The sequence below is a fragment of the Amycolatopsis vancoresmycina genome, assembly GCF_000716785.1.
In the GTDB taxonomy this organism is placed as follows: Bacteria; Actinomycetota; Actinomycetes; order Mycobacteriales; family Pseudonocardiaceae; genus Amycolatopsis; species Amycolatopsis vancoresmycina.
Genome location: NZ_JNYY01000001.1, coordinates 449,754 through 468,031 on the forward strand (window position 1 = coordinate 449,754; position 18,278 = coordinate 468,031).

The 18,278-nt window shown below is 73.8% G+C and carries 12 protein-coding genes; 9 read left to right on the forward strand and 3 right to left on the reverse strand.

All coding sequences use genetic code 11. The features are described 5' to 3' along the window. Genes OO60_RS02025 through OO60_RS02040 form a run of 4 tightly spaced genes read left to right on the forward strand, consistent with a single transcriptional unit; the run spans window position 1 to window position 4,675 of the window. Window positions 1-1,383 carry an FAD-binding oxidoreductase gene (locus OO60_RS02025; protein ID WP_205624233.1) on the forward strand — a complete coding sequence of 461 codons (1,383 nt, stop codon included), beginning with the start codon at window positions 1-3 and terminating at the stop codon, window positions 1,381-1,383. A gap of 17 nt (window positions 1,384-1,400) precedes the next feature. Then, entirely contained in the window at window positions 1,401-2,459 is a 1,059-nt protein-coding gene (locus tag OO60_RS02030) for an amino acid--tRNA ligase-related protein (protein WP_420835575.1), read from the forward strand. Between the two features lie 42 nt (window positions 2,460-2,501). Continuing rightward, a complete protein-coding gene (locus OO60_RS02035; RefSeq protein WP_003104668.1) occupies window positions 2,502-3,809 on the forward strand; it encodes an MFS transporter in 1,308 nt (435 codons plus the stop codon). Further along, entirely contained in the window at window positions 3,806-4,675 is an 870-nt protein-coding gene (locus tag OO60_RS02040; protein ID WP_205624234.1) for a GNAT family N-acetyltransferase, read from the forward strand. Before OO60_RS02035 ends, OO60_RS02040 begins: the two co-directional genes overlap by 4 nt. 1 nt (window position 4,676) lies before the next feature. On the opposite strand, the gene OO60_RS02045 is transcribed toward OO60_RS02040, so the two are convergent. Both OO60_RS02045 and OO60_RS02050 read right to left on the reverse strand, forming a co-directional pair. Continuing rightward, window positions 4,677-5,858 carry a cytochrome P450 gene (locus tag OO60_RS02045; protein ID WP_003104682.1) on the reverse strand — a complete coding sequence of 394 codons (1,182 nt, stop codon included), beginning with the start codon at window positions 5,856-5,858 and terminating at the stop codon, window positions 4,677-4,679. Further along, complete coding sequence (locus OO60_RS02050) at window positions 5,855-8,887, reverse strand: AMP-binding protein (protein ID WP_240490799.1); 3,033 nt, start codon at window positions 8,885-8,887, stop codon at window positions 5,855-5,857. The genes OO60_RS02045 and OO60_RS02050 overlap by 4 nt, the downstream gene beginning before the upstream one ends. A gap of 81 nt (window positions 8,888-8,968) precedes the next feature. On the opposite strand from OO60_RS02050, the gene OO60_RS02055 reads away from it, so the two are divergent. Genes OO60_RS02055 through OO60_RS02075 form a run of 5 tightly spaced genes read left to right on the forward strand, consistent with a single transcriptional unit; the run spans window position 8,969 to window position 17,049 of the window. Continuing rightward, on the forward strand, window positions 8,969-11,857 hold the full coding sequence (locus OO60_RS02055) for a type I polyketide synthase (protein ID WP_033260686.1): 2,889 nt from the start codon (window positions 8,969-8,971) through the stop codon (window positions 11,855-11,857). Between the two features lie 38 nt (window positions 11,858-11,895). Continuing rightward, entirely contained in the window at window positions 11,896-13,782 is a 1,887-nt protein-coding gene (locus tag OO60_RS02060; protein WP_209441368.1) for a non-ribosomal peptide synthetase, read from the forward strand. Further along, a complete protein-coding gene (locus OO60_RS02065) occupies window positions 13,779-14,513 on the forward strand; it encodes a thioesterase II family protein (RefSeq protein ID WP_003103882.1) in 735 nt (244 codons plus the stop codon). The genes OO60_RS02060 and OO60_RS02065 overlap by 4 nt, the downstream gene beginning before the upstream one ends. Window positions 14,514-14,539: 26 nt before the next feature. After that, a complete protein-coding gene (locus tag OO60_RS02070) occupies window positions 14,540-15,799 on the forward strand; it encodes an ATP-grasp domain-containing protein (RefSeq protein ID WP_033260687.1) in 1,260 nt (419 codons plus the stop codon). Beyond that, complete coding sequence (locus OO60_RS02075; RefSeq protein ID WP_033260688.1) at window positions 15,796-17,049, forward strand: ATP-grasp domain-containing protein; 1,254 nt, start codon at window positions 15,796-15,798, stop codon at window positions 17,047-17,049. Before OO60_RS02070 ends, OO60_RS02075 begins: the two co-directional genes overlap by 4 nt. On the opposite strand, the gene OO60_RS02080 is transcribed toward OO60_RS02075, so the two are convergent. Continuing rightward, window positions 17,016-18,251 carry an MFS transporter gene (locus OO60_RS02080; protein ID WP_004561708.1) on the reverse strand — a complete coding sequence of 412 codons (1,236 nt, stop codon included), beginning with the start codon at window positions 18,249-18,251 and terminating at the stop codon, window positions 17,016-17,018. The two genes, OO60_RS02075 and OO60_RS02080, sit on opposite strands and share 34 nt — an antisense overlap. Window positions 18,252-18,278: the final 27 nt, after the last annotated feature.

Here is an 18,278-nt window from a genome sequence, read left to right on the forward strand (position 1 = left end):
GTGGCGGGACGAACCCCCGGGGTGGCCGGACTGCGCGCGGACTGCGCCGGCCCGGTCCTGACCCCCGAAGACCCCTCCTACGACGAGGTGCGCCGCGTCTGGAACGCGATGCACCTGCGCGAGCCCGCGGTGATCGTCCGGTGCACGCGCACCGCGGACGTGCGTGCGGCCCTGCGGTTCGCGGCGGCGGCCGGCCTGCCGGTGACCGTCCGCGGCGGCGGCCACAACGTCGCCGGCACCGCGGTCGCGGACGGCGCCGTGCTGATCGACCTCTCGCTCATGCGGCAGGTGGTCGTCGAACCCGGCGAACGCGTGGCGCACGCACAGGGCGGGGTGCTGCTGCGGGACGTCGACGCCGCCACCACGCCGCACGGCCTGGCGTGCCCCGCCGGGGTCGTCTCGCACACCGGGCTCGCCGGGCTGGCGCTCGGCGGCGGCTACGGCTGGCTCGCCCGCAAGTGGGGGCTCACCTGCGACCACGTCCTCGCGGCCGAAGTGGTCCTGGCCGACGGCAGCGTGGTCGAGACCGCGCAGCACCCGGACCTGCTGTGGGCGTTGCGCGGCGGGGGCGGCAACTTCGGCGTCGTCACCCGCTTCACGCTGCGGCTGCGGGAAGCGGGACCCGTTCACCACCGGGCCGGCCTCTACCCGTTCGACGACGCCGTCGCTGCGCTCGACCAGTACGCGCGGTTCGCCGAAGCGCAGGGGCCGGACCAGCACGCCGTGGGGTGCCTGAAGATCGCGAGCGACGAGGACTGGATCCCGGTGGGACTGCGGCGCACGCCCGTCCTCGCGCTCACGTCGGTCTGGCTCGGCGAACCGGCCGACGGCCCGGCCGCGAACGCGGCGCTGTTCGAACCCCTGCGCCCGGCCGTGTCCCGGGAGCGGGTGCTTTCCTACGCCCAGCTGCAGGCCCTCGGCGACCACAGCGAACCGCACGGACACCGGTACTACACCAAGTCCTGCTACCTGGGGGACCTGCCGTCCGCGGGGCTGGCCGCGGCCTGCGCGGACATCCGGTCGCCGTGGTCCGCCATCGACTTCGAATACCTGCGCGGGGCCATCCTCGACCTCCCCGACGCCGAGTCCGCGTTCCCCGGCCGGGACGCGCCGTACATCTGCACGGTGTCGGCGCACTGGCTGGATCCCGCCCAGGACGCGGAAAACATCGCCTGGGCCCGGGCGTCGATCGCCGGTGTCGCGGAACCCGGCCGCGGCGGCGCCTACGTCAACTACCTCCAGGACGAGCCCGACGGCAAAGTGCTCGACGTCTACGGCGACGTCCGCTACGCGAAGCTGGCGGAGGTCAAGGCGCGCTACGACCCCGCCAACGTCTTCCGGGCGAACCAGAACATCCGCCCGCACAGCCAGCAGCCGGTATGAGGAACCACACGACAGGAGTGCCTGCCTTGTCTCTGTCGATCACGGACACCGCCCTGACGCCCCCGGGCACCTACGGCAACACCCACGGCGCGTTCCTCGAAGCCGTGCGCTCACCGTGGTACCGGCTCGTCACCGACCTGCACGACACGATCCTCACCGCCACCGTGGAGTACGCGGGGTCCCGCGGGCTCAAGGCGTTGTACCTGCCCTTGACCACCCGGACGATCACCTGCCCGTCCGGGCTGGGCAGCGACACCAACCCCGTTCCGGTGACGGTCAACGGCGTCGACACCTACCTGCCGGACTCCATGCAGTTCCTGCTCGAGTACGGCTGCCAGCTGACCGCGCGCGGCGGGTACACGATCATGCCGTCGTTCCGCCGGGAGGTCCCGGACCCGACGCACCTCGGCCAGTTCACCCACAGCGAAGCCGAAATCCCCGGCGGCCTGGAGGACCTCGTCGACTACGTCGAGGGGTACGTCAAGGCGCTGGCGGCGGCGATCCTCGACCGGCACGGCGGCCGGCTGGCGGCCGGCCGCGGCGACGTCTCGCACCTCGAACGCATGGTGGGCCACGAGCGGTTCGCCCGCGTCACGTTCGACGAAGCGGTCCGCGTGCTGCGCAACGACCCGCGGTACGTCGTCACCGGCGACGCCGGGCGGAACCTCACCCGGGCCGGCGAGCTGGAACTGATGCGGCGGGTCGGCGAATTCACCTGGGTGACCCATTTCGACCACCTCGTGGTGCCGTTCTACCAGGCTTTCGAAGACGACCGGCACCGCAGCGCGCGCAACGCCGATCTGCTGTTCGGCATCGGCGAGGTCGTCGGTTCGGGGGAACGGCACGCGACCGGCGAACAGGTGCGCAAGGCGCTGGCCATGCACGACGTGCCGGAAAACGAGTATTCCTGGTACGTGCAGATGAAGTACGAAAAGCCGTTGCGCACGGCCGGGTTCGGCATGGGGGTCGAGCGCTTCCTGCTGTGGGTGCTCAAGCACGGCGACATCCGGGACATCCCGCTCGTTTCCCGGGTCGACGAGCCGGCGAAGTGGCCGGCCAGCATCGACCGCCCGTGATTCCGCGGCGAACCGGGATTTCCCCGGCTAAGGTGTCTGTTCATGCATGAAACGGCCGACCGGGCGGGGGAACCGGGGAACGGCGGCGCGGCCCGCCGGAGCCTGTTCGCGCACCGGGACTTCCGGTTGTTCTGGGCGGGTGAGACCACCAGCGTCTTCGCGAGCAACGCGACCGGGCTGGCGCTGCCGCTGGTCGCGGTGACGGTGCTGGATTCGAGCCCGCTGATGCTCGGGTTCCTGGCCGCCGCCGTGTGGCTGCCGTGGCTGCTCATCGGCCTGCCCGCCGGCGCCTGGGTCGACCGGCTGCCGAAGCGGCCGGTGCTGATCACCTGCGGGCTGGTGTCGGCGGCGTTGCTGGTCAGCGTGCCGCTGGCGTGGTACGCGGGGGCGTTGACGATCGGCCAGCTGCTCGTGGTGGCGCTGGTGACCGGGGGTGCCACGGTCTTCTTCGTCACCGCTTACCACGCCTACTTCCCGCTGCTCGTCGGGGAACGCGACCTGATGGAGGGCAACGCGAAGCTGCAGGGCAGCGAGTCGGCGATGCTGATGGTCGGGCCGAGCGCCGGCGGGCTCATCGCCCAGGCGTTCGGCGCCGCCACCGGCGTGCTCGTCAACGCGGGCGCGTACCTGGTGTCGGCTTTCTGCATGACGCGGATCCGCACGCCGGTGCCCGAGGACACCCGCAGCCGGCCGCGCACCGGGCTCCGCACGGAAATGCGGGAGGGACTCCACTTCGTCCTGAAGGACGCCTATTTCAAGCCCATCGTGCTGTACGGCGCCATGGCGAACCTCACGCTGGACGGGTACCAGTCGATCTACGTCGCGTTCCTCATCCGGACGGTCGGGGTCAGCCCCGGTGTCGTCGGCCTGCTGGTGGCCGCGGGCGGGGTCGGCGGGATCCTCGGCGCGTTCGTCGTCCGGCCGCTGGTGCGGCGGTTCGGGAGTGCGCGCGGATTCCTGATCGGCCGGTTCGTCGCGACGCCGTTCGGATTGCTGATGCCGTTGGCAAGCCCCGATCTGGGTGTTCTTTTCTTCTTCGTCGGCCTGCTGGCGGTGGACGGCAGCCTGGTCGCGGGAAACATCTCCCTCGACAGTTTCCGGCAGGCGTACTGCCCGCCGCACCTGCTCGGCCGGGTGGTGGCGACGACGACGTTCATCAAATACAGCACCATCCCGGTCGGTGCGATTCTGGGAGGTTTCCTCGGCGACCGGATCGGCCTCCGCCCGACGATGTGGATCATGACCGGCGCGCTGGTATGCTGCTCGCTGATCCTGTTGTGGGGCCCGATCCGCCGGGTGCGGGATTTCCCCGACCGGCCGGCCGACCGGAATGAGGAGCTGCACGCGTGAATCAGCCAGCGGTGCGATTGCTGCGGGTCGAAGATCTGCCGAAAGCCGAACGCACTTCCGACGCCGTCTTCCTCGAAGCGGACGCGCGCGACCGCCGGGTCAGCGAACCCGAACCGGAACCGCGGTCGGAAGAAGGCACGAAGAAGTGGATCGACCGGATGCGCTACTTCCTCGAGGTCGATCCGGAAGGCTGCTGGGTCGCCGCCGACGGTGACGAAATTGTCGGGTTCGCGATTTCCCAGAACCGCGGCCGCGTGTGGTACCTCGCGACCTACGGCGTGCTGCCGGGCCACCAGGGCCGGGGCATCGGCAAGCGCCTGATCGACGCCACGCTGGCGCACGCCGGCGATCGCGCCGGGCTGTTCTCCTCGACCGTGCACCCGGGGGCGACCCGCCGCTACCGGCTGGCCGGTTTTTCGCTGTACCCGCAGATGCGCATGGTCGGCACGGTGGACCGGGCGACCCTCCCGGCGATCACCGGCCTGGACGAGGGCGGCGAAGGCGACTTCGGCTGGATGGACGAGCTGGACGAGCGGCGCCGCGGCGCCGGCCACGGCCCGGACCACAAGTACCTGCTGGACAACAACCGCCTGGTGGTCTCCCGGAGGCGCGGGTACGTGTACATCGACGGCAGCGGCCGCCCGGCCCTCCTGGCGGCAGAGGACCGTGAGACGGCGGAAAAGCTGCTGTGGGAGAGCCTGGCGTCGTCACCGGGGGAGACCCTGGTCAACTGCATCACGACGGCCAACGAGTGGGCGGTCGACGTCGGCCTGGCCGCGCGCCTGGACATCGGCCAGGAGGGCTACCTCGCCCTGCGGGGCATGCCGGAACCGGCGCCTTACCTGGCCAGCGGCCAGTTCCTCTGAGCTACTTCCCGGTCAGCCGGATCGGCAGGGTTTCCGGGCCGCCCACGTTGATCGAGGCCACCGGCTCCACCGGGCCCGTCAGCTCGAACTTCGCCACCGTGGCGAGGAATTCGCCGAACAGGATCCGCATCTCCGCGCGGGCCAGGACGGCGCCGAGGCAGAAGTGCTCGCCGCCGCCGAACGCCAAGTGCCGATTGGGTTTGCGCGCGACGTCGAAGCGGTCGGGAGCGGAGAACACCGTCTCGTCGCGGTTGGCCGACGGCACCCACAGCACCACCCGGTCGCCGGGTTCGATGCGGTGGCCGCGGACCTCGACCGGTGCCGTCGCGGTGCGCATGCTGTGCGTCGCACTGGAAGTCCACCGCAGGATCTCTTCGACCGCCGAGGGCAGCAGGTCCGGCTCGGCCGTCAGCCGAGCCCACTGTTCCGGGTAGCGCAGCAGCGCCAGGATGCCGCCGGCCAGGGCGAGGCGGCCGTTTTCCGTGGCCCCGACCAGGTTTTCGCAGTTGAGCAGGATCTCCTCTTCGGTGAGCAGCCGGTCGTCGATCGTGCCGCCGATGAGCGCGCTCACCAGGTCGTCGCCGGGCTCGGCCATCCGCCGGTCCATCAGCGCGATGAAGTACCGCATCAGATCCTGGTGCGCGGCCAGGGAAATATGGGCCGCGAACGCTTCGTTGGTCCACCGGAAGAGCGTCTCGTGGTCTTCTTCGGGCACGCCCACGAGATGACCGATGACGTAGATCGACAGCCGGCCCGCGATGTCGTGCACCACATCGCATTCGCCCTGTTCGAGCGCCCGGGCGAGGACGGCCTTGACCGCCGTGCGCATCGCGTCTTCCAGGCCGCGGACCGAGCGCGCGGTGAACCAGTCGGCGACGATCGCCCGCAGCTGCTTGTGCCGCGGCGGATCGGTGAGGGCCAGCGTCAGCCCGCCGCCGGGGTCCCGGCCCAGCTCGGCCGGCCGCAGCAGCACCCCGCTGCGGGAACTGAAGGTCTGCGGGTCGCGGTAGGCGGCGCGGACGTCGTCGTAGCGGGTCAGCGACCAGAACCCGGGCAGGTGACCGGGTTCGTGCCAGTGCACCGGGGCGTTCTCGCGCATCCACCGCCAGATCGCGTGGGCGTCGCCGGCGGCGTGCGTCCGCGGGTCGGCGAGGCTGCCGGGGTGTGCCGTGAGCGTCGTCATTTCGCCTGTCCTGAGCGGAGGGTGTGCGTGCGGTCGGCGAAGCGCTTGGCGATTTCTTGCGCCGTGACCTCGGGCACCGACTCGGGCCGGAAGTGGACGGTCAGCAGCAGGCCGCCGCCGGGGGCGGGCCAGAGTTCGGTGTGCAACTCCAGCGGCAGGTCGAGGTAGGGCTGCCGCAGGAAGGTTGTCTTCAGCCCGGGGAGCCGGAGCTCCGGGACCGGGTTGTCCTGCAGTGCGAACACCGTCTGGAACAGCGGGTGCCGCTCGCCCGGCCGGGTGCCGGCGACCCGCAGCAGGTCCGGGAACGGGACGTCCTGCGCCGCGAAGGCCCGTTCCGTGAGCCGCCCTACCGCGCCGACCCCGGCCAAACTGATGCCGCGCAGGCGAAGGGGGAGCATCGTGATGTGACACCCGATGGCGCGTTCCAGGATCGGCGCGTCCCGCTGGACCACCGGCACGCCCACGACGAAGTCGTCCTGGCCGGTTACTTCGGCCAGGCTGGTGGCGTAGCAGGTCAGCAGCACGGCGAACCGGCTGACCCCGGACGCGGCGGCCAGCGCGTCCACCGCGGCGACGACCGAGGCGGCGAGGGGGATTTCCACCACGCAGCCGGAAGCGGGTTCGGTGGCGCCGTCCGGCCAGCGGAGGTCGGGCGCACCGGTTAGTTCCTCCCGCAGGGAGGCGTGATGCGCCGCGGCACCGTCCAGCCGTGCGGCGTAGGCGCGGTAGGCAGCCGCCAAGGTCACCGGCTCCGGTGCGGCGGCGCGAGTTCCGCCGCGCGCGGTCTCGTAGCCGGCCGCCAGGTCGCATGCGAGCACCGATTCCGCCCGTCCGTCGAAGGCGATGTGGTGGACCACGCAGCCGAAGACGGCGACGGAACCGCCGTCCACCTCGGCCAGCGCCGTCCGCCAGACGTCACCGGCCGTCGGGTCGAGCGGCTCGGAAAGCAGCTCGCGCAGCGCCTCGACCGCCGCCTCGACGCCGGGCTGCCGGGGCAGGAACTCCAGTGGCGGCGGCTCGATGTCGACGACCTGCGCGGCCGGGCGCGGGTCGGGCAGGTACGCGGCCCGCAGCGGCTCGTGCCGCCGGTGGACTTCGGCGATGGCCCCTGCCAGGGCCGCGTGGTCCAGTTCGCCTTCGACGACCCAGGTGAGCAGGCAGTGCGACGTCCGGTCGGCGGGATCCCGCAGCTGCCGGGTCAGGAACACCAGCTGCATCGGCGTCAGCGGCGTCCCATCGTCGGCCTCGGGCGGTGCGGGCGGCGGGGACGTGCCGAGCCAGCCGGCGAGCGCGAGCGCGGTCGGGTGCTGGTAGAGCCGGGACACCGGCACCGCGCGGCCGAGCCGGCCGGTCAGCCGGGCGCACACCCGCCCGGCGTCCAGCGAGCCGCCACCCAGGTCGGTGAAGGGCACGTCGGCGGGTACGGACGGACGGCCGAGGACCGCGCCGAACGTCTCCGCCACCAGGCGGACGAGGGGATCCTCGTGCGCCGGGGCAAGTTCCGCCTCGGCCGGCTCTTCGGCCATGGCCAGCAACGCCCGTTCGTCGAGCTTGCCCTGGGACGTCACCGGGAAGGCGTCGACGGCGATCAGCGCCGACGGCCGGTGGTGGGGCAGCAGGGCGGCTCGCAGCGTCGCCATCGCCCCGTCCGGGGCGGCGGGCACGCAGAACGCCAGCAGCTCCCGGACGCTGCCGCCGTCGTCACGGCGGGCCAGGACGCGGCAGGTGCGCACGGCGGGCAGCAGCCGTTCGATCTGGCGTTCCACCTCGGCCGGTTCGACGCGGTGGCCCCGGATCTTGACCTGCCGGTCGGCGCGGCCGCGGAAGTGCAGCACACCGTCCGCGTCCCACTCGCCCAGGTCGCCGGTCTGGTAGAGCCGCAGTGGCCGCCCCTCGAGCCGGATGGTGGTGAACTTCGCGTCGGTGAGTTCGGGCGGCCCCAGGTACCGCAGGGCCAGCCCGTCGCCGGCGAGGCAGATTTCGCCGGTCTCGCCCGGTGCGCACGGCCGCCCGCCGTCGAGCACGTGGACCTCGGTGCCCGGGACCGGCCGGCCGAGCGGGATCCCGCCGGGCCGGTCGCAGTCCGGCGGCGTGATGCGGTGGGTGGTGGCGAAGACCGTGCTTTCGACCGGGCCGTACCCGTTGAGCAGCGTGATCCCGGGATGCCGGCGCAGGAACCGGGCCACGTGCCCGGGGGAGAGGCGTTCCCCGCCGATCATGACCTGGTGCAGGCCGCCGAACGCCTCGGGGGACTCGTCGACGATCATGTTGAACAGGCTGCTGGTGAGCCAGACCGTGTCGACGCCGTGGCGGCCGATCCCGTCGCGCAGCGAAGACGCCGACAGGAACGGCTCGTCGACGATGACGCTCGTCCCGCCGTTGAGCAGCACGGACCACAGCTCGAGCGAGAACGCGTCCCAGGGCACCGGCGCCGCCAGCGGCACCACGGTGTCCGCCGAGAACCGCGCGAAGGTGCCGGGCCGGAACAGCCGCGCTGTCGCCCGGTGCGGGACCAGCACCCCCTTGGGGGTTCCCGTGGTGCCGGAGGTGAAGAAGACGCAGCAGGGCGCCGAACCACCGACGGCGGCGGGCCGGAAGCCGGGCACGCCGTCCGGTCTCGACGGCGGCGTCCACGCCGGCAGCCCGGGCACCTCGACCCCGCCGGGCCGGGTCACCAGCAGCGGCGGGTCCAGCTGCCGGATCGCCTCGCGCAGGCGCCCGGCCGGCCACGCCGGGTCCAGCAGGGCGTAGGCCGCGCCGGTCTTCAGCACCGCGAGCAGCGCGGTCACCAGCTCGACGCTCCGCGGCAGGGTGATCGGGACGAGGTCGCCCGCTCCGGTGCCGAGGCTCGCCGCCCAGGCGTCGGCCGTGCGGTCCAGTTCGCCGTAACTGACCGCCCGGTGGCCGGAAACCAGGGCGATGGCCCCGGGCCGGTGCCGTGCCGTGCGGGCCACCGCCTCGTGCAGCCCGGTCTCGGTCGTCCACTGCGGATCTGGCTGCACGCTCGCCCCCAGGTCGGATCGCCGCAAGCTATTGCCAACAATTGTCAACAGCTTGCCAGCGATTGCCTAATGAGGCAACCTGGGGAAAGTTCCGACTCTGGGGGTGAGATGGCCCGCGATCGTTCCTTCGACATCGCCGTCACCGGCATGTCCGGCCGGTTTCCCGGCTCGGCGAGCATCACCGAACTCTGGTCGGCGGTGACCTCGGGACAGGTGCTGACGACGACATTGGACACGGCCGGGCTGGCCCGCGCCGGGGTCCCGGCCGCCGAGCTCGGCGACCCGGGTTACGTGCCCGTCCGCGGTCACCTCGCCGACGCGGACCGGTTCGACCACACGGTGTTCCGGTTCAGCGCCCGCGACGCCGAGCTGATGGACCCGCAGCACCGGCTGATGCTCGAGGCCGCGTGGGCGGCACTGGAAGACGCCGGCCGGGCGCCGCTCGGCGACGGCCCGGTCACCGGCGTGTACGCCTCGGACAGCGGCAGCGGCTACCTGCGCGCCATGCTCGCGCGCGGCCCGCTCGACCCGCAGGTCCTCGACCAGGCGATCCACGGCACCGAGCCGGACTTCATCGCCAGCCTCATCGCCTACAAGCTCGACCTCACCGGCCCCGCCATCGGCGTGCGGACCGCCTGCTCGTCCTCGCTGGTCGGGCTGCACCTGGCGATCCAGGCCCTGCTCAACGGCGACTGCGACCAGGCCGTGGTGGCCGCCGCGGGGATCGACTTCCCGCAAGCGGGGTACGTGCACGTCGCCGGCGGGATCCAGTCGGCGTCCGGCGCCTGCCGCCCGTTCGACGCCGGCGCCGACGGCGTGCTCGCCGGATCCGGCGTGGCCTGCGTGGTCCTGCGCCGGCTGGCCGACGCCCTCGACGACGGCATCGAGCCGCACGGCGTCATCCTCGGCAGCGCGGTCAACAACGACGGCGCGGCGAAGGCCGGGTACTACGCCCCTTCGCCGTCCGGGCAGCAGGCCGCGATCGAGGCCGCGTTGAGCGCGGCCGACGTCGACGCCGCGTCCGTCGGGTACCTGGAAACCCACGGCACGGGCACGAAGGTCGGCGACCCCATCGAGTGGTCCGCCGCGTCGGCGGCCTACCGGGACCGGGGCGCCGGTGCCGGCCAGATCGCCGTCGGGGCGCTGAAGGGCAACACCGGCCACCTCGACGCCGCCGCCGGTCTCGCCGCGCTCATCAAGGCGCTGCTGGTGGTGCGCGAAGGGACCGTCCCGCCGGTCGGCGGCTTCACCCGGCTCAACCCGTTGCTGGAGACCGCGGATTCGCCGCTGTACGTGCCGTCGGGCCTCGAACCGTGGTCGGGTCCGACGCCGCGGCGGGCCGGGGTCAGCTCGTTCGGCATCGGCGGCACCAACGTCCACGTGCTCGTCGAACAGGCCCCGGAACCGCCGCCGGTCCCGCGCCGGGAAGGCGACGTCAGCCGGCTGGTCCTGGTGTCGGCGGCCGATCCGGACGCGCTCGCGCGCGGGGTCGGGGCGCTGGGCGACCACCTGGTGAAGGAGAACCCCGACCTCGCCGACGTCGCGCACACGCTCGCGGCGGGCCGCGCGATGCTGTCCGAACGCGCCGCCGTGACCGGCCGGACCAGCGCCGAGGTCGCCGGCCGCATCACCGGCGGCGTCGGCCTCGTCCGCGGCAGGCGGCCCGCCGACGGGCCGCCGCCGACCGTCTTCGTGTTCCCCGGCCAGGGCGTCCAGCGGCCGGGGATGGCCCGGCCGTTCGCCGAGGTGCTGCCGGGCTTCGCCGAGCCGCTGGAGCAATGCCTGGCCGCGTTCGCGCCAGACCTGGCCACGCGGGTGCGGGCCGCCCTGTTCGACCCGGGTTTCCCCGCGACCGAGCTGGAAGCGACCGAGCTGGCCCAGCCCGCGTTGTTCGCCGTCGAATACGCCGCGGCCCAGGCGTTGACCGCGCTGGGCCTGACGCCCGCCGCCCTGCTCGGGCACAGCCTCGGCGAGCTCACCGCCGCCTGCTGCGCGGGCGTGTTCGCCCTGCCGGCCGCCGCCGCGTTCGTCGCGGCCCGCGGCTGGGCGATGCAGGCCTGCCCGCCCGGCGCCATGGTGGCCGTGGCCTGCGACGAAGCCGCCGCGACGCAGTTGCTCGCGGAGTCCGGCTGCGCACTGGAACTGGCGGCGGTCAACTCGGCCGACTCCTGTGTGCTCGCCGGCACCGCCGCGGCGGCCGCGCAGTTCCGCGCCTGGCTGGGCGACCGCGTCTTCAGCAAGCAACTGCGGACCAGCCACGCGTTCCACTCCGCACTCGTCGAGCCGGCGCTGCCGAGCCTGGCCGCGGCGCTGGACGGCGTCGTGCCGGGCACCCCGGCGGTGCCGTTCGCGGCGAACGCCACCGGCGAGCTCGTGCTGCCCGGCGCCCGGGCCGACGCCGACCTGTTCGTGCGCCAGGCCCGGCGGCCGGTCCGGTTCGCCCCGGCCGCCGAAGCGATCCGGACGCGGCTGCCCGGCGCGGTGTTCGTCGAAGTCGGCCCCGGCCAGGCGCTGTCGGCGATGCTCGACGCCGTCCCGCTGTCGCCGTCCCGCACCGCGCGGCCGGCCGAAGAGTTGCTGACCGCGCTCGGCACGCTGTGGACCCAAGGCCTGCCCCTGGACACCGCGCAGCTGTGCGCCGAGGGCGGCCTGGTCCACCTGCCGTCCTACGCCTTCGCCGGGCCGCGGTGGCTGGCGCCGGAGGTCGACGGCCGGCAGCCGGCCCCCGAGGACGTCCCCGCCGAGCAGGCCGCCCCCGAGCCGCCGGAGCCGGCCGCGTTGCTGGCCGCGCTGTGGGCGGAACTGCTCGGCGAACCCGACCTCACCGACGAGTCGGACTTCTTCCGGCTGGGCGGCGATTCCCTGCTGATCACGCAGCTGGCCCGCAAGGTCAAGCAGGAACTCGGCGTCCAGGTCCCGTTGCGCGCCATGCTCACCGGCCGGACCTTGGGCCGGCAGGCGGAGATCGTGCGCGCCCTGCTGAATCCGCCGGCGTGACCGGCCCGAGCTTCGGCCAACCAGTGGAGGAGATTCCTGTGGCAGCCCCGCACCAGACCGACGACCGGGTCCGGCAGCCCGGCAGCAGCGGCACCCCGGTGCCCGAACTGATCGCCCGGTTCGCGCGCGCGCACCCCGGCCGGGCGGCGGTGCTCAGCGGCGGCCACCGCGCCGGCTACCGCGAGCTGGACGCGTGGGCCGGCCGGATCGCGGCCCGGCTGGCCGCGGCGGGTGCCGGCCGGGGCAGCCGCGTCGCCGTCCTCGCCGAGCCGTCCACCGCCATGGTGGCCGCGGCGTTCGGGGTGCTGCGGGCCGGCGCCGCCTACGTCCCCCTCGACCAGGCCCAGCCGGACGGGCGGATCGCCGCCGTGCTGGCCGACGCCCGGGTGACCGCGGCCGTGGTGACCGGCGAAACGGTCGACCGCCTGGCCGGGAGCGGGCTTCCGGTGATCCGCGCGGACGAAGCAGCCGAGGGCAGCGAACGCCCGCTGCCGCCGGTTCCGGTGACCGCGGACGACCCCGCGTACCTGATCTACACCTCGGGCAGCACCGGCGAACCGAAGGGCGTCCTGGTCGAGCACGGCCAGCTGGCCGCGTCCACCGAGGCGCGCCACGCGGTGTACCCGGGCGCGCCGGTCTTCCTGCTCGTCTCACCGCTGGCGTTCGACTCTTCGGTCGCCGGGCTCTGGGGCACGCTGACGGCCGGGGGCAGCGTGGTCGTGGCCCGCCCGGACGAGGTGCGCGATCCGGTACGGCTCCTGGAGCTGATCGAGCGGCACGGGGTGACACGGCTGCTGTGCGTGCCGTCCCTCTACCGCGTCCTGCTCGACGCCTCCGCGCGGCTCGGCGGCCGCGGCATGAGCACGCTCGACACCGTGATCGTGGCCGGCGAGCCCCTGCCGCAAGCCTTGGTGGACCGCCACTTCGCCGTGCACGCCGGTGCCGTCGCGCTCGTCAACGAGTACGGCCCCACCGAGGCCACGGTCTGGGCCAGCTACCGCCGGTTCGACGCGCCCGGGCCGGTGTCGATCGGCGGACCGGTGCCCGGAGCGCGGCTGTACGTGCTCGACGACCGGCGGCAGCCGGTGCCCGACGGGACCCAGGGCGAGCTGTACATCGGCGGCCGCGGCGTGGCCCGCGGCTACTTCGGCCGGCCGGACGCGACCGCCGCGGTGTTCGTCGAAGATCCCTTCGCGGAAGGTGCCCGGATGTACCGCACCGGTGACATCGTCCGCCGCGACGCCGACGGCCAGCTCGAGTTCCTCGGCCGCCGTGACCACCAGGTGAAGATCCGCGGCCACCGCGTCGAACTCGGCGCGGTCGAGGCGGCGCTGCGGACGGTACCCGGGATCGACGACGCGGTCGTCGTGGCCGCGGGTGACCCGCCCGCGCTGACCGCGTTCGTCATCGCCGCTGCCGCGATCGACACGAACGCCGTGCGGGCCGCGCTGACGGCCCGGCTGCCCGCGGCCGCCGTGCCGGGCCGGATCCGGCCGCTGGACCGGCTGCCGCAGACCGTCACCGGCAAGATCGACCGGAACGCGCTGCAGGCCATGGCCGAAACCACGCAGTCCGCGGCCGTCCCGGCGGCCACCGCGGCCGGCGACACGGTCGGCAAGGTGGCGGCGGCCTGGGCCGAGGTCCTCGAACTGCCGGAGGTGCCCGCCGAAGTCAACTTCTTCGACCTCGGCGGCCACTCGCTCACCATGTTCCAGCTGCAGGAAGCCCTGGAACGCCGGACCGGGATCCGGCCGTCGGTGGTCCAGCTCTTCCGCCACACCACGGTGTCCGAGCAGGCCGCGCTGATCCGGGACACCGGCGCCCAGGACGGCCGGTCCCGGTCGGACGCCCGGCAGGCCGCCGCCCGGCGGGCGAGCGCGGTCCGGGCCCGGCGGCAGCGCGTGGGCGGAGGTGCGGGGAAATGACGGCCCGCCCGGACGTCTGGCTGCAGTGCACCGTCGCCCACGGCGACCCGCGGCAGCGGCTCGTCTGCTTCCCGCACGCCGGCGGGTCGGCGTCGTTCTTCCGGGACTGGGGCCGGCACCTCACGGACATGGAAGTGCACGCCGTCCGGTACCCCGGCCGCGCCGAACGCCTCGACGAGCCGCCACCGGACGACCTGGCCCGGCTCGGCCGCGAAATCGCCGCGGCGCTGCTGCCGATCGCGGACCGGCCGATCGCGTTGTTCGGGCACAGCCTGGGGGCGGTGGTGGCGCTGGAGACGGCCCGGAGCCTCGAGGCGGCCGGGGTGGCGCCGGCCCACCTGTTCGCGTCCGGGGCCAGGCACGCGCCCTACCCGGGGCCGCCTCCCGAGGACTCCGACGACGACGATGACACCACCGCGAGCAGGCTGGCCGCGCTCGGGGGCACCGATCCCGAGCTGGCGGCCGACCCGCTGTTCCAGGAGCTGGTGCTGCCCTACATCCGCAGTGACGGCCGCATGTTCCACGCCTACGGCCACCGCGCCGAGCCGGTGCTGAGCTGCCCGGTGACGTCGATCGTCGGGGACGCCGACGTCGACGCCGACCGGCGGCCGTGGGCGGAGCTGACCGGGGGGACGTTCCAGGAGCGCAACGTCCGGGGGGACCACTTCTACCTCGTCGCCGAGCCGCCGTACCAGCTGGTGCGGGAGTGCCTCGGTCTCGCGACGCGATAACCCCTCCAGCCCGAAACGAGGAACGCATGGCTGCCCGAACCGCGGTGATCGTCGACGGTTACTCCACCGGGAACTTCCTGCCACCGGCCTTCCGCCGGCTCGGCGCCGACGTCGTCCACGTCCGCAGCTCGGCGGACCTGATGCCCTCGATGGCGCCGCCCGACCTGGACCGCTACCGGGCCGACCTCGCGTGTCCGGCTGCCGCGGCGATCCCCGGCGTGGTGGCGGCGCTGGCGGCGCACGACCCGGTGGCGGTCGTGGCCGGCGCCGAGTCCGGGGTGCCGCTCGCCGACGCGCTCGGCGAGCGGCTCGGGCTGCCCGGCAACGGATCGCGCCTGTCGTCGGCCCGGCGGGACAAGTACGTGATGATCGAAACCCTGCGGGCGGCGGGCCTCCGCTGCGCCCGCCAGTGCGTCGCCACGTCGGCCGGTGACGTCGTCGCGTGGGCGGACCGGACCGGCTACCCGGTGGTCGTGAAGCCGCTCGGTTCGGCGTCCACCGAAGACGTCGCCATCTGCCGCACCGCCGCCGAGGCGGACCGGGCGGCGCGCGTGGTCCTGGCGAACACGACCATGTTCGGCGAGCGCAACACCTCGGTGCTGGCGCAGTCGTTCCTCCCCGGCACCGAGTACATTGTGGACACCGTGAGCCGCGACGGGCGGCGGTACGTCTGCGGCGTCTGGGAATACGTCAAGACCACGACGGCGGCCGGGAAACCGATCTACGACCGGGACGTGCTGCTCGACCCGGGCACCGCCCCGGTGCCGGAGCTGGTCGAGTACGTCGACGGCGTGCTGGCCGCGCTCGGCATCCGGCACGGCCCCGCGCACGCGGAGGTGATCATGACGCCGGACGGGCCCGCGCTGGTCGAGATCGCCGCCCGGCTGAACGGGAACATGCACCCCGGCTTCCACGACCGCTGCCTCGGCGGCAACCAGGCCGACCTGACCGCGCTCGCCTTCGTGCGCCCGGACGAGTTCACCGGAGGCGGGTACTCCCGGCGCTGCCACGCCGTCGTGCACAACACGAGCACGACGGCCGACGGCGTCGTCGAATCGGTGGACCAGGCGGTCGTCGACGAGATCGCCGCGCTGCCCACCGTGCACGCGGTGACCGTCAAGCTCGCCCCCGGCGCGCGGCTGCGCCCGACCGAGGACCTGCTGACCAGCCCGCTGCGCATCTTCCTGGCCGGGCCGGACGCGGCCTTGCTGGCCGCGGACCACAAAGCGATCGGCGATCTCAAGGACCGCGTCTACCGGCTTCGCGGACAAGGGGAGGAGGCATGACCGGGTTCCTGTTCCTCGGCGGCGCGGGCCCGGTCGCCTCGAGCCTGGACATCGCCACCGCGGCCCTGACCCAGGCGCGCGCCAGGGGCCTCCGGTCCCACTTGACGAACACCGAGGCGAATCTCGCCGCGACGGCCCGGGTCGGCGCGCTCGCCGACACGGTCTCGGCCGTCGACCCGGAAGATGCGGCGGAAAGCGTGCGGTGGGTGCGGGAGCAGGGCGAGCCGTTCGACGTCGTGCTCGGCCTGCGCGACACCGTGGTGGTCGCCGCGGCCGAAGCCGCGGCGGCGCTCGGCGCCCCGGGCAACCCGCCGGACGCGGTGCGGCTGGTCCGGAACAAGGACGAGTGCCGGGCCGCGCTGGCGGCGGCCGGGTTCCGGCAACCCGCCGTCCGGCTGTGCACCTCCGTCGCCGAGGCGGCCGCCTTCACCGCCGGATCGGCCGGCCCGTGGGTGGTCAAGCCGCGGGACGCGATGGCCAGCATCGGGGTGCGGAAGGTGCGCAGCGCCGCCGAACTGCCCGGGGCCGTGCGTCAGCTGCCCGATCCGGGGCTGTTCCTGATCGAAGAGTTCGTCCGGGGTCCCGAATTCAGCGTGGAGGGCGTGTTCCTCGGCGGGCGGCCCCGGGTCCTCGCGATCACCGCGAAGGAAACGCTGCCCCCGCCGGGTTTCGTGGAGGTGGGCCACGTGCTGCCCGCCGAGCTGCCGCCGGGCACCCGGCGCGAGATCGAGCGGCAGGTCACCGGGGCGCTCACCGCGCTGGACCTGCGGTTCGGGATCTTCCACGTCGAGCTGTGGCTGACCGGCGGCGGGGTGGTGCTGGGCGAGGTCCACGGCCGTCCGGGCGGGGACTGGCTGCACCTGCTGCTGGCGCACGCCATCCCGGGGCTCGAGCTGTTCGGCCTCGTCTTCGACGACGTCCTCGGCCGCGCCGCCGGGCCGGTACCGGCCCCGAGCCGCGCGGCGGCGGCGTACTTCCTCGCCCCGCCGCCCGGGCGCCTGCTCGCGGTCCGCGGCTGGGACGCCGTGACGGCTCACCCCGATGTGCTGTACGCGGAACTGACGGTGGCCCCGGGCGCGGTGCTCGGCCCGATCCGGCAGTCGACCGACCGCGCCGGTGTCGTCGTGGTGGGCGCCGACAGCCCGGCCCGGGCGCGGGCGCTCGCGGTGGAGCTGACGTCGTCGGTGGAATTCGTCGTGGACGCCGCTGCGGCCGATCAGTCCACTGTGGACCGGCGGCCGGCCAAGTAGGGGATCGCGGCCAGGACGGCGACCGCGGCGAGGGCGAGCCAGTACCACTGGCCGGCGCCGTGGTGGTAGCCGAGCAGGAACAGCGCGCCGCCGCACAGGGAACCGAGGGCTTCGCCGGTCGTCCACGCGACGCCCTGCAGGTTCGACGCGGCCAGCGCGGACGGGCCGGGGAGCCGGCTGAACGCCGTGCTCACCATCGGGGTGAAGAGCATCTCGGCGACCGCGAACACCGCCATCGCCGCCGTGGCCGCCACCACGACCGGCAGCCCCAGCCCGAGCAGCAGCATCGCCACGCCGAACACCAGGGTGGCCAGCGCGAGGATCCGAACGGGGCGCACGCCGGTGCGCAGGAACCGGTTGGCGGCCACCGTGACCGGGGTCTGCAGCAGGGCGATGGCCACCGGGGGGCCGGCGAGCAGTGCGCCGCGCAGCAGCGCCGAGTCGACCGCGAAGCCGACGAGCAGCGCGAACGCCGAGTAGAACTGCGCGTAGACGAACGCCCCGGCCACCGTGATCAGCGAGGTCCGGCGCGCCTCGCGGCCGCGCAGCGTGGCGAGCAGGTGCGAGGGGCCGCGGACGCGTTCGCGCAGGGCGTCCGACGGGCGGAGCCCGCGCGGCAGGCCGGCCAGCAACGTCACCCCCGCCAGGACGTAGGCGAGGGCGATCACCGCGAGCAGCGGCCGCGCGTCACCCGCCACGTAGAGCACCCCGGCGGCGAACGGGCCGACCGCGGCCGCCGCGTTCGTGGCGATCTGCTGGATCGAGTAGATCGTGTTGCGCCCGGTTTCGCCGTGGACCACCTCGCGGACCAGCACCCGGACCAGCGTGGCGTGCACGCTGATGCCGAACGCGCCGAGGAACAGCAGTGCCATCGTGAGCACGGCGTGGTGCGTGTAGGGCAGCAACCCGAACCCGGCGGCGGAACACACCATGCTGGCGGGCAGGCTCACCACGTACGGGAACTTGGGCAGCCACCGGGTGACCGGCAGCGCGGCGAGCCCGGCGCAGAGCATGAAGCCGAACAGGCCGACGCCCGTGCTGGCCCAGGCCGCGCCCCCGCTGCCCGCGGCCAGCATGATCGCCAGCACGGGCATCAGCGTGAACCGCCCGAAGCAGCACGCCAGGTAGTCCAGGGCCAGCGTTCTCCGCAACGCCGGCTCCCGGACCACCACACCGGGTTTCCGCTCGATCGCCTGGTTCATCGGCCCTCCGCCACGATGACAACACAC

Bases quoted from the DNA above. Each gene is read 5' to 3' on its own strand.
- OO60_RS02065 (WP_003103882.1), top strand. From the start codon at position 13,779: ATGACGGCCCGCCCGGACGTCTGGCTGCAGTGCACCGTCGCCCACGGC.
- OO60_RS02045 (WP_003104682.1), bottom strand. From the start codon at position 5,858: ATGACGACGCTCACGGCACACCCCGGCAGCCTCGCCGACCCGCGGACG.
- OO60_RS02035 (WP_003104668.1), top strand. From the start codon at position 2,502: ATGCATGAAACGGCCGACCGGGCGGGGGAACCGGGGAACGGCGGCGCG.
- OO60_RS02075 (WP_033260688.1), top strand. From the start codon at position 15,796: ATGACCGGGTTCCTGTTCCTCGGCGGCGCGGGCCCGGTCGCCTCGAGC.
- OO60_RS02055 (WP_033260686.1), top strand. From the start codon at position 8,969: ATGGCCCGCGATCGTTCCTTCGACATCGCCGTCACCGGCATGTCCGGC.
- OO60_RS02080 (WP_004561708.1), bottom strand. From the start codon at position 18,251: ATGAACCAGGCGATCGAGCGGAAACCCGGTGTGGTGGTCCGGGAGCCG.
- OO60_RS02070 (WP_033260687.1), top strand. From the start codon at position 14,540: ATGGCTGCCCGAACCGCGGTGATCGTCGACGGTTACTCCACCGGGAAC.